A 15,548-nucleotide genomic window follows, 5' to 3' on the forward strand; every position below is an offset into this window, starting at 1 on the left:
ATGGCTTGTGTCTCACCTGAGGAAAGGGTGTGAAAAGACGCGTCATTCTTTTTTTGAGTCAGCTTCTTTTTCGTATAGATGTCACTGTTGAACGAGCGACTTCTGCAAGCTCGTATACAGCGGTTCGAATCCGAGTTCCTCATAAAATGTAGCGGCACGATCGTTGACCGCCCAGACGTTCAATCGAACCGCAGCAACACCTCGCTCGAGCGCGAGTTCTTCTGCCGCCTGCATTAACTGGCGACCAATTCCGGATGAACGATGGGATGAGGTGACACCGACGTCAGTGATGTTCAAGATCCGGACTGGCGTGAATCGATTGGCTGCTGGCGCCGTCCATTTACCAAACAAGTAACCGGTAATGTCGTCTCCGTTGAGTGCCGTCAGACAGAGGTGTTGTTCTGAATCAAGCGTTTGTCTTAAGGACTCGAGCGTGTATGGCGTCAAAACATCCGGATGAAAATGAGACGATAACCGCTTATGATGCTCGAACGTCTCTGCCGTCAAAGAAAGCAGGACAGGGAGGTCTGAAGTACGGCTCGTGCGGATCATCAAGAAATCACTCCGATCATCGATTTTGTTTGAGTACTTCGGCGACGAGTCCCGATACATACGGACTGCCGCGATCTTCTTTTTCGACCGATTCGATCATGATGGCAACGAGAAGATCTTTTTTGTCGTTGTCGTAACCGACAAAGAAGCCATTCTCTTTTCCATCGGTTTCACCTGCTTTTTTCAATTCAGCCGTTCCGGTCTTACCGGCAACATCGACTTCCTTGATGTCAGCTGGGAGTGTATAACCGTTATGAACGACGTCATAGAGATCATCGCGAATCATCTTCGCGTCTTTCGCATCCAGTAGATCCTTTTTGAAGACTTGCTTCGTTTTTTCCTCTTGTAAAAGGGTCGGACGATAGATTGTTCCATCTGTCAGGAAAATTTCATACATCGACGCTAGATGGAGAATGTTCGTCAGCATCTGTCCTTGTCCGTAGGACGTATCCATCAGCTGTCCATCTGAAGCGATCGTCCCGTCGTTTGAGATTTGAGAAGCGCGTAACGGATACGCAAACGGTAGCTTCTCTCCGTAGCCGAGGGCTTCAAGTCCAGACGTGAACGCCTTCGTTCCGACCTGTTCGAGTGTGGAGCGGGCGAAATAGATGTTATCTGAATAAACGAGCGCATTGTGCAGATTAACGGGTGCTGGCGTCTCGTGAATCCGCGTGACGTTAAAACCATCGATCTTATTTTTCAGTCCATTGATTGTATAGGCTTTTTCCGGGTCGAGTGTTCCACTCTTTAAGCCAACGGCGGCCGTTAGGGGTTTTTGGGTCGAACCGGGTGCGAAAGCACTCGTGAATCGGTTCAACAATGGTTGATCCGGATCCTGCGTCAATTCATCGAGTCGCGCTTGCGAGATCCCTGACATGAATTCAGAAGGATCAAAGCCAGGGGAGCTGAGTAAGACACGTGTCTCGCCAGTCCGCGGATCGATTGCCGATGCCGTTCCTGGATCCTCTTTCATCGTGTCATACGTCTTTTTCTGAAGCGTAGCATCAATCGTCAACGGGATATCCTCACCATCGGACGGTTTCGTTTCAGCGACGGTGACGCTTGATCCGTCTTTCTTTTGTAGAATGATCGAAGCTCCGGCTTTACCGCGTAACCGATCATCAAGGATTTGTTCGAGACCCCGTTTCCCGACCTGTTCGCCAGCTTGGATTTTATTTTTTGATTCTTTAATCTCGTCTGCTGTCGCTGAACCGATATAACCGATCAAGTGTGAAGCGGCCTTCCCGAGCGGATATGTTCGGACTTCCGTCTCTTTGACGCTGATACCTGGAATGTCACGCAATTTCGCAACCGTTGCTTCGTCGGTCAGTGTTTTGAGCGGAACGAATTGTCCGTCCTTGACCCAACTTGCTTTTAAGGAATCTTCGACCGATGAGGTCGGGCGATCGAGCAACTTGGCAACTTGTGTGACATCTTTAAGTTGTCCTGCAGTTGCGCCGACAGCATATCCTTTACCAGAGGTCGCGAGCGGTTTATTGTTCGCATCAAGCAAATCACCGCGTTTCCCTTCAACGGTTTGTAACTGAACCTTGTCTTCTTTCTTAAAGTCTTTTAGAACAAACGAAGAATCCCAGTCGATGAACCAGTTTTCTGTTTCTCCTTGTTTCTCGAATGTTAACGGGACTTGTTTATCATAAGCAACGGCTCCTGCCACCGTATCAAAAGAGATCCGCACAGGAAGGGACGCTTTTTCGTCATCCGTTGCTTCCTTTGCTTTCTTCCGTTCGACGGATAACTTTTTGATATCAAGCGTTTTCGACAACTGTTTTGTCCGGTCGATGAATTCTTTTTTGCCGTATTCTTTTTTAGTAGCCGTACTCGCGTACGTATACATCTTATCGTAATCTTGTTTCTCCCAAAGTTTGATGTAGGCATCAAGCCGTTCTTCAGGTGTCGGCTGATCTTGACAACCGGCAAGTAACGTCACACCAAACGTCGCTGATAAAAGAAGAGGGATCGTTCGTTTCATGGGTTTCGCCTCCGTTGTGGATTAGACTCATAATCATACCGTACCACTCCTGTCAGGAGATTTCATCTGAAACACAAAACCGGACTTCTCATGGAGAGAAGTCCGGTGAATCAAGCTTAGTTGAAGTAATTGAGTGGATTGACACTGTTTGCAGCAGACGTTCCGCTGTAGACGTATGGACCACGATGCATTTCGAAGTGGAGATGCGCACCGAATGCGTTACCTGTCGCACCAATCGTACCGATTTTCGATCCTTTAGCAATCGTTTGTCCGACTGAGACAGAGCGACTGTTCAAGTGTGCATATACTGTCGTGTACTGGATACCGTTCACCGTATGTGTCATCATGACATGATTTCCGTATGCGCCGTAATAACGGGATGTGATGACTTTACCGGCAGCCGATGCATAGACAGGTGTGCCTGTTGGAGCACCGATATCGATGCCGTTATGGAACGTATAACCGTAAACGCCACTCGCAGCACCATATCCTTGCGTGATTGGACCACTTGCTGGACGCGAGAAACCAGTCGTTGCTTTTGACGAAGTCGTCGTACTGTACTTTTTAACATATGTAGAAGAAACATAGCGTGATGCGCCGCCGTACGAAATTTTCGTCCATGAACCGGAAACACCGAGATAATTGAATGTCTGTCCTGTATTGACGCTACCGACGATTTTATAAGCCGTTGATGGACCTGTACGGACACGAAGCCCGTCCGCTGTGACCTTTACCTTATATGTCGTTGCAGCTTCAACTTTCGAAGCACTCGTTGTTGCAAAACCTGAAACTACCAAAGCTGTCATTGTCATTGTTGTAAGTAAACGTTTCATTGAGTGTATTTCCTCCTTAAAAATCTGAAGCGACAGAACGGATCATTACAAAATTGTAAGATTTTATGTATATTTATTTATTTTAGGGAATGATTTTTCGCCTGAGATGATTATAGCATCGTCAATAACACAAAAATATTTCAAATGTATTTCAAAATTATGCGTTATTAACATATATTGTAATGGATTAATAAGTAAAAAAAGAACTGACGAAGAGTCAGTTCTTTTTTCTATGAAACCTATACTGTTATTCAATGGAAGAGGGTGAAAACACAGTCAAATGTTGTGGGAGTACCTCGACAGTCACGGGAACATGACCTGCTGTATCCCCATCGGCATTAATCGGCAATTCTTCTTTCGAGCGAATTTCGACACGTGTCGTCGTGAAGTGTTCGATTTGATCGGCTTTTGATAATCCACCCGTGATGAGTTTGGGTAATGCTTGGAGCGCATCAAAGAATCCAAGCTTCGTAATGATGAACCCATGCAACAGTCCATCATCGACTTTTGCGTCTTCTGCAAAGGATTCGAACCCACCAACGGAATTCGTCAAGGCGATAATCAACAAGTGTGCTTCTCCATCGAATTGTTTCTCAGCAGAATCAATTTCAATCGGATAGGGGCTATGATCCTTGAAGGCTTTTAGACCTTCAATGAAATAAGCGACCGATCCGAGTGACGTTTTTTGTTCGACACTGACCTCCTCAACGGCTTCTGCAATCAGACCAACAGCGATGACGTTCATGAAGTAATGGTCATCATATTTACCGATATCGAGCGGTCGGGCAGGGGCATCAGCTAGAATCTGGATCGCCTCTTCGGGATCCGTCGGGATGTGTAATGCGCGCGATAAGTCATTGACCGTTCCGAGTGGGACGATCCCGAGTGTTGGCCGATGCGGTTGCTCGGCGATTCCGGTGATGACTTCATTGACCGTTCCGTCACCTCCCATGGCGATGACAGCGTCGTAATTAGACTGAGCAGCATGACGCGCGAATTCCGTCGCATCGTGTTCTTTTTCCGTAAACCGAACGTCGACGGTTTCAAAGCGAGTAGCAAGCGTCTCTTCAGCGAGCGTCGCGTGTTTTTTTCCGAGTTCTTTACCAGAAGACGGGTTGATGATCAACATGGCTTGAGACAAGATGAATTCCTCCTTCAGGACAATCTGTTGACTTTTTCCCTGTCCGATGAAAACATAATCCAAATTCTTTTTGACAAATAAAAACACCGAGTAGGCACATGGCTTACTCGGTGTTGAAGTTCGAACTCAGAAGTGATTTATTGTGATGGTGGCACTTCACCAGCCGCAGGACGTGCTTCTTCTTCAACATCCCAACACTCCGTATTTTCGATCCCGAGTGCTTTTGCTGAGAAGACAGGATCGAGTCCCTGTTTCCGTTGTTCCTGATAATCTTTAATGACTTTGAGGGCGATGCCGCTCAAGAGGAGAATCGCTGTCATATTGATCAATGTCATGCCTGCCATGAAGAGATCGGCAAAGCTCCATACCATACCTAGGCTGAGGACAGATCCAATGAAGACGAAGCCCATTGTCGCAATCCGGAAACCGAAGACGGCTGCAGGACTTTGTTTAATGAATTCGATGTTCGTTTCGCCGTAGTAGTAGCTACCAACGATCGAACTAAAAGCAAACAAGAAGACGCTGAGTGCGATGAATGGTGGAGCAATCGCACCAAATTCTTCGGAGAGCGCGTTTTGCAACATGCCGATTCCTTCGCCATTTCCAGCAGCATAACTATCACTGAGGAGAATGATCGTTGCTGTCGCTGTACAGACGATCAATGTATCAAGGAATACACCAAGTGTTTGTAAGAAACCTTGTTTTGCTGGGTGAGAGACTTCAGCCGCAGCAGCAGCGTTCGGAGCAGATCCCATTCCGGCTTCGTTTGAGAACAATCCGCGTTTGACACCGAGTGAGATCGCAGCACCGACCGAGCCACCGAATGCTTGCTCGATTCCGAAGGCACTTTTGAAAATCATTGCGAACACACCAGGAAGTTCCGTCAGGTTCGTAACGACGACATAAAGAGCAGCAATCAAGTAGAGACCTGCCATGATAGGAACGATGATTGCAGAGAACTTCGCGACGCGGTGGACACCACCAAAGATGACGAGTCCCGTCAAGACGACGAGTGCTGCACCGACGACAGCTGTGTTGATACCGAACGCATTGTCAAAGGCAGCGGCAATCGTGTTTGATTGAACGGAGTTGAAGATAAGGCCGAACGTCACAGCAATCAAGATTGCAAAGACGATTCCGAGAGCTCGGTTCTTCAAGCCTTTTTCGATGTAGTAGGCGGGACCACCACGGTATGCGTTCGATTTCGTATCGCGTACTTTATAGACTTGAGCCAGTGTACTTTCGATGAGAGCCGTCGCGCCCCCTAAGAGAGCGACCATCCACATCCAGAAGACGGCACCTGGTCCACCGAGTGTGACGGCAATCGTGACACCGGCAAGGTTACCCGTACCGATCCGTGTCGCAGCACCGATGAAGAATGACTGGAGAGAAGTGATGCTTTCTCCTTTATCGTCTGTTGTTTGTTCACTTTTATCGAGCGTGACGCGGAACATCTCTTTTAAGTAAGTGAATTGGATGAAGCCAGTTCGGATCGTGAAGTAGATCCCGCCGCCGATCAATACAGCGATTAATACATACGACCATAAAATGTTGTTGGCGTAATCGACACTTCCTTGAATGACTTGCTGAATGGCGTTCATGATGGTGTATTCCTCCCAAAGAATAATAAAAGCTATACGCTAAATTATACGAATTTTCTGAAAATAAGCAACAACAAAATAAAATAAAATTTTAAAACTTAATAAGGTTAGCTAAAAAACCATATGCTGAAATCTTGTGAATGAACGAAAAAACTGCCACTCTCGGTATCGAGAGTGACAGGCAAGTAAAGCTAAATCATCCATACTGTAGCAACTGTTCGTATAGGTCATCGAGTTTCTGTTGGATGCTTTTAGAAACGGTATCAGTCGGTTTTTCACGTTTTGCTAATTTCTGTTCAAGCCGCTCGATCTGCACTTCTAACTCGTGTTGTGACAATCGTTTTGGTTTTTGTAGGGTTACGTTAAGTGGGGAAGACGTAGCGAGCTCGGTACGCTTCTGTTGGGCATACGTATACGTACCATGATAACGCGTCAGACCATTTTCGAGCCACAGGATCTGCGGAAAGAGACGATTCAAGAAGTAGCGGTCGTGTGAGACGGCAATCAATGTACCAGAAAAATTTTCGAGTGCTTCTTCGAGTGTCTCTCTTGATTCAATATCGAGATGGTTCGTCGGCTCGTCGAGAATTAATACATTGATCGACGAATGAACGAGGACGGCGAGTTGTAATCGCACACGTTCGCCTCCGCTCAGTGACAAAATGGACCGAAAGACAGTTGGTCCAAAGAACAGGAACCGGGCTAGGATATGGCGGGCTTCCGCTTCTGGAACGGCAATCCGGTCTCTAAACCAGTCGATTAATCGCGCGTCCTCCTCGAAATGGGCATGCTGGGACAAGTAACCGACATGATTCGATGGTCCACGCGTGAGTGTGCCCGCGTCTGGTGATAATTCGTCAAGCAGAAGTGAGAGCAATGTCGATTTCCCACTCCCATTCGTTCCGACGATCGCGATCCGATCCTGTGCCATGATCTCGAACGAGACGTCATCAAAAATGTGGCGGATTCCGTAAGCAAACGAGAGTTCTTCAGCACGAAAGACGACTTGGCTCGAGTGATCAGTGGAAGAGAAGGAGACATCAGCGGTTTTGGCTTCGAGTTGTGGTCGTTTAATCCGTTCGATCCGCTCGAGTGCTCGTTCCATCGATTTTGCTTTACGGAATAATTTCTCACTCGGTGGAGACGCTTCGTTTGCCCATTGCCGGAGTCGACGAATCGCTTCCTTCATTTTCTTTATTTTTTTCTGTTGCTCTTGGTAGGCGTGGAACTGTTCCATCAAGCGACGTTCTCGTTCGACGACGAACGCGCTGTAATTCCCTATATAGGTTGTCAGTTCACCATCCTCGAGTTCAACGATCGAGGTGACGACGGCGTCTAAGAAGACCCGGTCGTGAGAGACGAGCAGGATGGTTCCTGTGTAGTCCCGTAAGAACTGCTCCAGCCATTCCACGGCAGCTAAATCAAGATGGTTCGTCGGTTCGTCAAGAATGAGCAGATTTGGCTCCATGAGTAACATGCGACCGAGACAAATCTTCGTCTGTTCACCACCGCTCAACTGGTGGAAAGGACGAGTGAGTAACGGACGAAGGTGTAACCCGTTCACCATGCGCTCGATTTTCGAGTCGAGTAGATAGCCATCCTTTTGTTCGAACGCATTCGTCGCTTCCGCATATCGTGCGAGTAACGCATCAAGATTCTCTGGTGCTGTCGCCATCATTTGCTCCAACTGTTGCATCCGAGAACGGATCGCGAGGATGTCTTCAAACGCTGTCCAAAGGACGTCGAGTCCGGTCATCGTCTCACTATATACAGGAAGTTGTTCCAAATAGCCGATCGTCAAACCGCTCTTTTGATAGATGACACCACCGTCCGGTTGCTCAAGGCGAGCAAGCAAGCGGAGTAATGTCGTCTTGCCACTCCCGTTTCGTCCAATTAGACCGACACGGTCGTGTTCGTTTAAGAAGAGGGAAACATCCGTTAAGATCGTTTCGCCTCCGAATTGTTTGGTTAGGTGTTGAATGTCGCAAATCATCATAATCAATTGATCCTTTCGCGCGCATCAAAAAAAGGAGAGCGCAAATAGCACTCTCCATCACGTGTGAAAGATGCGCTTTGCTGTATTTTTCAATCATGAAGTTCTAAAAAGGGCAGACGGGTGCTTTAGAACGCCATTCCATGAAAAATCGCGCGCAACAGATACAATTGTTCCATCAACCAGTGTTTGCACGCGGCAAAGTCCATCTTTTCACACCACCTTTCGTTTCAGATATCTCAAGTTTACTATTTTTTTTTCAGTTACGGAAGTCTGAATTATTTGAACACGCCAGCAATCGAGCTGAAGAAGTCACTGAGTCCATCGAATAATTTAGCGAAGAAACCTTTCGTTTCTTCTGAAGTTGCGAACGCGTGGATGTCTTGTCCCGCATTTTTCAATCCACTCTCGATTTGTCCCCAGTTGATGTTCGCTTGCTCCATTTGATTGAACAGATTCGTCAGCCGGTCCATTTGTGCGTCAGACAACTGGATATTGTTGTTTTGAATGACTTGGACGATCAGGTTTTCGATTTCGACTTTGGTTTCCGGTTTTTGATTGGCGATCTCAGCCTTGATCTCATTCATCAAGTCAGCCACCTTATCCGTTCCGACCGTTTTTCCAACGTCTGATGTGACTGATAATTCTTGCTGTGCTAGATCCTTGCGTTCGTCACTTAACTTTATCCCGGTTTCAGCGGAAGTTTGATCGTACGCCTTCATTATTCCTGTCAGTGCCGATGTCCCGGTCACCTTGTAAGGGGAAGTAATCGTGATGTCGGCATCTTTGACACCCGCTGTGACGAGAGCGTTGAGATACATATCCTTCGTCACCCATGTGATGTTTTCCGTCGAGACGGAGAGTCCATCTCCTTTTTCCGTCAGTTCGATTTTAGCCGACGAATACATGTTGCCGCCTTTTTGCGACTGTGGGATGTTTTTCCCGAGATATTTTTCCTCGTCAGCAGAAGTGGCGATGATCGGTGTGATCCCTTCCGGTGCATTGAGACGTGAAAGCACCCATGCTTTATCTTTTGCGCCGAGCGACTCCCCGAGTGTGACGATCGTCTTATCGACGACTTGTTCGGCGGATGCGGCTGTTGGGAGTAATAAAGCAGAAGCGATAACGGCTGATGCCATGATTTTTGTTGGTGTATGCATAATGAAATCCTCCAATTGTAAGTAACAGAATGAATTATAGTATCAGGTACTAAATTTAGTGTACGGGAACGATGTCTGTTCGGAATCGGTCTGCAGATGGAGACGATATCCGTCTTCTGACACTCCATAGTATAGCGAAAAGGAGACAACTTGACTTCCGTTTTCAGCATGCTATAGTGAATTTGAATCGAATAATGACCACTAGGGGAGTCGGTAGACCGACTGAGACGAACGAAGACGTTCGGACCCTTTGAACCTGATTAAGTTCGTACTTACGGAGGGAAGTGGCGTCAAGTCTTGTTCTTCTTGCGCCATGCCCGTGTGTTTCGGGGTGGTGTTTTTTCGTTTCATAACTAAACGAGGAGGATGAGATCATGACATTCACACAAGAAATCAAACAAGCGGCACAAGCGTATTGGGATAGTAGTTTTACGCACCCATTCGTACAAGGAATCGGGGAGGGGACGTTACCGCTCTCGAAATTTCGGCATTACGTCATGCAGGATGCCTATTACTTAAAACACTTTGCGAAGATTCAAGCGAAGGCAGCGTCAAAAGCAGACGACTTCGCGACGATTGCGACACTTGCCGAGCATGCTACTTCGACTTACGAGGCAGAGTTGAGCTTACATCAATCATTTTTTGAGCCGCTCGGTATTACGGAAGCAGATCTTGAAGCATTTGAACCGGCACCGACAGCATATGCGTATGTCTCGCACATGCATCATGCGAGTGAAGGAACGCTCGGTGAGACGATTGCTGCCATCTTGCCATGTTACTGGTTGTATTATGAAGTCGGGCAACAATTACTAACGTGTACACCGGAAGAAAAAATCTATCAGCAATGGATCGACACGTATAGCTCGGAATGGTTTGAAAAGGTCGTCTTTGAACAGATTGCACGGCTTGATGCGCTGGCGGAGCAAGCGAGCCCGACGGAACGCGAGCGGATGAAACGTCATTTCGTGACGAGTTGTTACTATGAGTTACTCTTCTGGCACATGGGGTGGACGGAAGAGACATTTGCGTCAGTTTACGAAACGATTCCAGCACGAGCGGTATCTTCTTGAATCACTAGATGGTAGAATTAGGAATACCATTTAGTGAGAGTAGGGATTGGAATGGAAATCATAGTCATCACACTCGTAATCCTCGCGGCATATGCTATGCAACGAATGCTTGGTAAAGTCAAAGTAAGATTTGTAGGACTTATCATCCCAACGTTGATCGTGTTATCCGGTATATCCGCATCGACTCGAAACTTCAAGGTAGCGTATAGCATGGGAAGCTATATTTCTGCTGTTCTTGTCATCGTCGTCTATGCACTGCTGACTTATTGGTTATACCGCGTCTACCATCGTGCGAAAGAAGAAGCTGAATATCCGTATCAATCATTAAAAGACCGAGGCATCCTTTAAGGAGCTTCGGTCTTTTGGTGTATCACGTCATCATTTTTTCCAGTTTTTAAAGCCGTCACCGAATTCGAGATGCAGTTGATCGGTAAAGACACCGTTCTTAAAGACCGGCACATCAACCGGTAAAGTGCCTTGCGGTTTGAACGTTCCGAAGATTGCGCGGATACCTGCAGGCAGGTTCGGTCCCGCTGATTTTAGATTGCCTGCTTCGGAGTCTGGACCGTTTGGATCGCCTTTGAAGCCATAGACGAGGACGTGTGCCGGTGCGTCCGGTTGAACGGCGACATCGTATGGGTTACGGAGACTGAGCAGGACGGATGGTGTATCCGTTTGTTTCACATAGCGGAAGATCGAAGCCGGAATCGCTTGTTCTGGTGCAGTAGGGAGTAGTTTAGCACTCGTGTTGACGTTGGAACCGACGATGATGTAATCTGCTGCATCGAGTTGCGCCCGTAATGTCGGGTTTTGGTCGAGCGGTAGCGTAGTAGCCGAGTAATTCGCTGTCGTCACGTGCCAGTTCCGATTCTTCGGTAGGGAAGCGATCGTCTTTTTCATGCTGTCCGTTTGATCCGCCGCAGGAGCGATCACAAGAACGTTAGCATTCTTTTTCGGTTTGAATGGTAAGGTCCGCTGATCATTTTTCACGAGTGTGACCGCGGCTTCCGTCATCGCACGTTCTTTTGCTTTATGCTCGGGACTGCCGACGATTTGGTTCGATTGCGCGATTTTTTCAGCTAGGGATGTCGTGTCAGTCGTACCGTTCCAAATTCCGCGTTCTGCTTTCAGTGTCAGAATCCGCTCAACCGATTGATCGATTCGTTCCTCTGAGAGGCGACCATCTTTGACTGCTGCGATCACATCCTTGAAAATCCGGTCGAGTTTTGTGACATCCTGCTCGGAACGAAGGATCGTCGGCATGAGCGCGATATCGACACCGGCGTCAAACGTCTTTAAGACGGCTTCTGATTCCGTAAAGTTGTCGGCGATCGCCTGCATGTTCAACGCGTCTGTGATGACGATGCCATCGTAGCCAAGTTTTTCGCGCAGTACGCCCGTGATGACATCATCCGATAACGTCGCAGGTAAAGGGAAGGTACCATTTATCGACGTGACGACTTCAGGTTCGATTTGCGGCATCCCGATGTGTCCTGTCATGATCATATCGATGTCTTCAGCAATAGCTCGCTTGAACGGTACGAGCTCGACTTGTTCTAGCTCCTGCAGGGACCGGTCAACGACCGGTAATCCATAGTGGGAATCGGTCGCCGTATCGCCGTGACCCGGGAAGTGTTTGGCGGTCGCCGCGACACCTTCAGACTGAATTCCCTTCATTAGAGCGGAACCGAGTGTGCCGACGAGCGCCGGATCACTCGAGAACGAGCGGACACCAATGACAGGATTTCCAGGATTGCTGTTGACGTCGAGAACCGGACCAAAGTTGACATTGATGCCGAGCGCACGCAGTTCCGAACCGATGATATGACCGGCATCATTGGCATATGTGCTACTGCGGGTCGCACCTAACGCCATGTTGCCAGGTAAGTTCGTCCCTGTTCCGAGCCGAGTAACGATTCCACCTTCTTGGTCGATCGTGACGAAGAGCGGAATATCGTTGCTAGCATCTTGTTTGACGACTTCTTGCAGATCATGAACGAGTTTCGTCGTCTGTTCGGTTTCGCTGACGTTCTCAGCAAACAAGATGACGCCGCCTAAATCATAGCGATCGATGATGTTCGCGACTTCTGGGGCAAGCGACGTATGATTGCTGCCATTCCACTGTCGGAAGTCCGGCATGATCATCTGCCCGATTTTTTGTTCGAGTGTCATCGTGTCGATTTTGTGACTGATCCGATCGGCTGAAGATCCTGCATCTGCCATGACAGGTAAACTACTTGAGACGAGTACTGCTGCGAGTCCGGCTGTTAACGTGAACTGTCCGATTTTTTTCATGATGTACGTCCTCCTTTAGTCAAACCGTGACTGGAATTCTTTTCAATACGGACAGTATAGCAAGGTGTTTGTTTTAAAACAATATTTTATTCGTAAACGATTTCAAGTTGAAATAAATTTCAAATGTGTTTTTAGACAGACTGACTTGAATGAAAAAAAAGTGACTCCCCCTGAAGAGGAATCACTTTCAAGTAAAGTCGATCGATTGATCAGCTATAGCGTTCGACGATGCTTGTCAGCTGACGTTCGACGAACGATTGATCCTGCAGTTCACTATTGGACAGACGCAGTTTGATCATCGACTCATCCGCACCAGCCATTTCACTGAATAATGAACCGAGACTGTGCGCACGACGGTCGACTTGGACGATTAAATCAATCCCTGAGCTGTCTTGGAGCATGATGATTTCGATCTCATCCAGTTTATGAGCGTAGTGTGTATTGCGAGCTGAATACTCAAGCTCCTGAGCAATCGGTAAATCTTTCCGGAATCGTCCAGGTAATTTTTCCGTGTCGGCTTTTTTCAATCGGAAGCCAAGTGACTCCATTGCATCTAAGACTGTTGCTTGGTAGCGGTTTGCTTCAACGATGACAGCGTCACGGTCCGATGGATCGACGGCTTGAGCGATGTCGAGTCCCGTCTCGATCCACGATTTCGATTGACTGACGGAGAGTGGCGTATTCAGCGGTACGCGTAATGTAAAGGGAATCTCCCGCTCGACACCCGCTTCAATCGTGAACTTCGCTTCATTTAAGGCAAACCGGTCGAGCGTGAAGGTCGTAAACGTCGTACTATCATTGACTTCTTGTTTGTACTGCGTGTTGAATTCAAGATAAATTCGATCAATTTCTTGATCGACGTTTCCGCCTTTGATATGGACGACACCGTGAATTTGACCGCCTGGTTCGCAGCGGTCATCCGTCAAGCGTGTATCGACCGTTGCGGCACCGATTCCGATTTGTGAGAGAATTTTTTTGAACATGATGAATTCCTCCTTTTGATTACGTACGAATGATGAAGCGTGTAAACTTGTCGAACAGGTACGAATTTGCTACAGTTTCGAAAGAACATCAGAAAAGGACGGGACGACTAGTGGAACTACATGAATTAAAAGCGAGTCTTGCCTCGCAAATCACGCAAGGAACACTGATCCATGCAACGATAAGTAATCCGCGTCAAAAATCAAATGATCTCCGACGAATCAAGGTAAAACCGATTCTATTAAGAGATACGGTGATGATGCAGGTAGAGTTTCAATTTGAACGCGTTATGAAGCATGAAAATATTTTAATTGACGATTTCGTCGGGCGACTCGATGACTGGTTCACGGAATTCCGCCAATTCTTATTCCGTTTTGAAGAAGAGGAATGGCAATTCCAGCTCTCGAAAAAGCTGAAAGTCGCGATCAAGACATCCAAAAAGGAGCCGATGAAAGCTCTCTTATCGCATGACCGGAAAAAAACCTATCTATTAGAAGACGGTGTGCCGGTTCCGTTTCTGATTCGCTTAGGTGTCATGACGGAAGCGGGTCAAGTCAAAAAACAGAAGTATGATAAGTTTAAACAAATCAATCGCTTTCTTGAATTTGTCGAGGATAGCATTGCTGCCTTGCCAAAAGGAAAAAACTCCGGATCTTGGACTTCGGATGCGGGAAATCGTATTTGACGTTCGCTCTCTATCATTATCTAAAAGTCGTCAAAGGATTCGACCTCGAAGTGACAGGTCTTGATTTAAAGAAAGAAGTCATCGAAGAATGTACACAAATTGCGCGTGATCTGGATTATACCGATCTGACATTCCGTGTCGGAGACGTTCATGATTACACAGGGGAGACGGAAGTTGACCTGATGGTGACACTTCACGCTTGTGATGTCGCGACCGACGTCGCACTCGCGCGAGCTGTTGACTGGAATGCATCGGTCATCCTGAGCGTACCGTGTTGTCAAAAGGAATTGAACCGTCAACTGGACTGTTCGCCACTCGATGTCATGCTACAGCACGGACTGATTAAAGAAAAATTCGCATCACTGGCGACAGACTCGATTCGTGCCGAGTTGCTGACGCTCGTCGGATACGAAGCGCAGCTTCTCGAATTCATTGATCTCGAGCACACACCGAAGAACATCTTGATTCGCGCATACAAACAAAACAAGCGACCAACGGAAGAGAAAATCGATCGTTACATCGCGTTCCGTGATTTGTTGCATGCCCGACCATTTTTAGAAACTGAATTAAGCGGCAGACTTGGACAGATTTCACCGAAACTCGTACAATAAGAAGGAGAACGAATCAAAGGAGGCAATACGATGGATTTCCAAATGTATTTTGAAGATGTCGTCCAAACAGCCCGCAAAGAAGCGCAAGCTGCTGGATTTGAAGAATTAACGACGCCAGAGAGCGTGGATGAAGCAATGAAACGCGAAGGGTTAACACTTGTCCTTGTCAATTCGGTGTGTGGATGTGCTGGCGGGATCGCCCGTCCTGCTGCAGCGTACGTTAATCGGAAAGAGGGCATCAAGCCCGATCATTTCGTCACGGTATTCGCTGGACAAGATCGCGAAGCGACAGACCGTGCGCGTGAATACTTCGAAGGTTACCCACCTTCATCTCCATCATTTGCATTAATGCAAGATGGAAACATCCTCTCGATGGTCGAGCGGTTCGACATCGAATCGTTCACGGCGGAAGAGGTCGTCGAGAAACTTGAATCATTGATTGAAATCTACGCATAAGCAAAGAAGGCTCCTGATAAAGGAGTCTTTTTTTGCGTATTCATGAGATTAAAATAATAAATTTTAAAATTGAAAGCGTTTGCAAAATTGTATAAAAAGTCATTTATGCATGATTTATGAATAGAAACTCAAAAAAATTTATATATTTATGCTTTACAGTGAATAAATATTCGTATATCC

Annotated in this window: 12 protein-coding genes, 1 pseudogene and 1 riboswitch; of the genes and pseudogenes, 4 read left to right on the plus strand and 9 right to left on the minus strand. The window is 47.1% G+C overall.

Features of this window, described 5'->3' with window-relative positions:
• Window positions 1-81: 81 nt before the first annotated feature.
• The 7 genes from N179_RS01395 to N179_RS01425 all read right to left on the minus strand — a co-directional run bounded on the left by N179_RS01395 (window position 82) and on the right by N179_RS01425 (window position 9,270).
• Window positions 82-552, minus strand: a complete 471-nt coding sequence (locus tag N179_RS01395) for a GNAT family N-acetyltransferase (RefSeq protein ID WP_075642032.1) — start codon at window positions 550-552, stop codon at window positions 82-84.
• A 16-nt stretch (window positions 553-568) separates the two neighbouring features.
• Window positions 569-2,542 (minus strand): penicillin-binding transpeptidase domain-containing protein, encoded by a 1,974-nt coding sequence (locus N179_RS01400; protein ID WP_075642033.1) that lies wholly within the window; start codon window positions 2,540-2,542, stop codon window positions 569-571.
• Between the two features lie 116 nt (window positions 2,543-2,658).
• Entirely contained in the window at window positions 2,659-3,375 is a 717-nt protein-coding gene (locus N179_RS01405; protein WP_023467606.1) for a M23 family metallopeptidase, read from the minus strand.
• A 247-nt stretch (window positions 3,376-3,622) separates the two neighbouring features.
• Window positions 3,623-4,516 (minus strand): diacylglycerol/lipid kinase family protein, encoded by an 894-nt coding sequence (locus N179_RS01410; RefSeq protein WP_035398267.1) that lies wholly within the window; start codon window positions 4,514-4,516, stop codon window positions 3,623-3,625.
• A gap of 137 nt (window positions 4,517-4,653) precedes the next feature.
• The gene (locus tag N179_RS01415; protein WP_064300273.1) at window positions 4,654-6,117 is read right to left on the minus strand and encodes an alanine/glycine:cation symporter family protein; all 1,464 of its coding nucleotides are present in this window, start codon (window positions 6,115-6,117) and stop codon (window positions 4,654-4,656) included.
• Window positions 6,118-6,313: 196 nt separating this feature from the next.
• On the minus strand, window positions 6,314-8,113 hold the full coding sequence (gene abc-f, locus N179_RS01420; protein WP_075642034.1) for a ribosomal protection-like ABC-F family protein: 1,800 nt from the start codon (window positions 8,111-8,113) through the stop codon (window positions 6,314-6,316).
• Between the two features lie 275 nt (window positions 8,114-8,388).
• Entirely contained in the window at window positions 8,389-9,270 is an 882-nt protein-coding gene (locus N179_RS01425) for a DUF1002 domain-containing protein (protein ID WP_023467610.1), read from the minus strand.
• Between the two features lie 193 nt (window positions 9,271-9,463).
• Window positions 9,464-9,570: riboswitch (TPP riboswitch) on the plus strand.
• 74 nt (window positions 9,571-9,644) lie between these two features.
• Between N179_RS01425 and tenA the strand changes: the two genes are divergently transcribed.
• Together tenA and N179_RS01435 are read left to right on the plus strand one after the other, a co-directional pair.
• The gene (gene tenA, locus N179_RS01430; protein ID WP_055966824.1) at window positions 9,645-10,340 is read left to right on the plus strand and encodes a thiaminase II; all 696 of its coding nucleotides are present in this window, start codon (window positions 9,645-9,647) and stop codon (window positions 10,338-10,340) included.
• A 51-nt stretch (window positions 10,341-10,391) separates the two neighbouring features.
• Entirely contained in the window at window positions 10,392-10,688 is a 297-nt protein-coding gene (locus N179_RS01435) for a hypothetical protein (protein WP_058712931.1), read from the plus strand.
• A gap of 30 nt (window positions 10,689-10,718) precedes the next feature.
• Here the strand turns inward: N179_RS01435 and N179_RS01440 are convergent, their stop codons facing one another.
• A complete protein-coding gene (locus N179_RS01440; RefSeq protein ID WP_058712930.1) occupies window positions 10,719-12,635 on the minus strand; it encodes a glycoside hydrolase family 3 protein in 1,917 nt (638 codons plus the stop codon).
• Window positions 12,636-12,844: 209 nt separating this feature from the next.
• Window positions 12,845-13,618: a sporulation protein gene (locus N179_RS01445; protein WP_023467614.1), complete on the minus strand. Its 774-nt coding sequence runs from the start codon at window positions 13,616-13,618 to the stop codon at window positions 12,845-12,847.
• Between the two features lie 110 nt (window positions 13,619-13,728).
• Here N179_RS01445 and N179_RS01450 point away from each other — a divergent pair.
• Window positions 13,729-14,912 (plus strand): annotated as a pseudogene (locus N179_RS01450) (class I SAM-dependent methyltransferase).
• 30 nt (window positions 14,913-14,942) lie between these two features.
• Window positions 14,943-15,368 (plus strand): BrxA/BrxB family bacilliredoxin, encoded by a 426-nt coding sequence (locus tag N179_RS01455; RefSeq protein ID WP_023467616.1) that lies wholly within the window; start codon window positions 14,943-14,945, stop codon window positions 15,366-15,368.
• Window positions 15,369-15,548 lie beyond the last annotated feature (180 nt).

Origin of the sequence: Exiguobacterium indicum HHS 31 (assembly GCF_001939065.1) — a bacterium.
In the GTDB taxonomy this organism is placed as follows: Bacteria; Bacillota; Bacilli; order Exiguobacteriales; family Exiguobacteriaceae; genus Exiguobacterium_A; species Exiguobacterium_A indicum.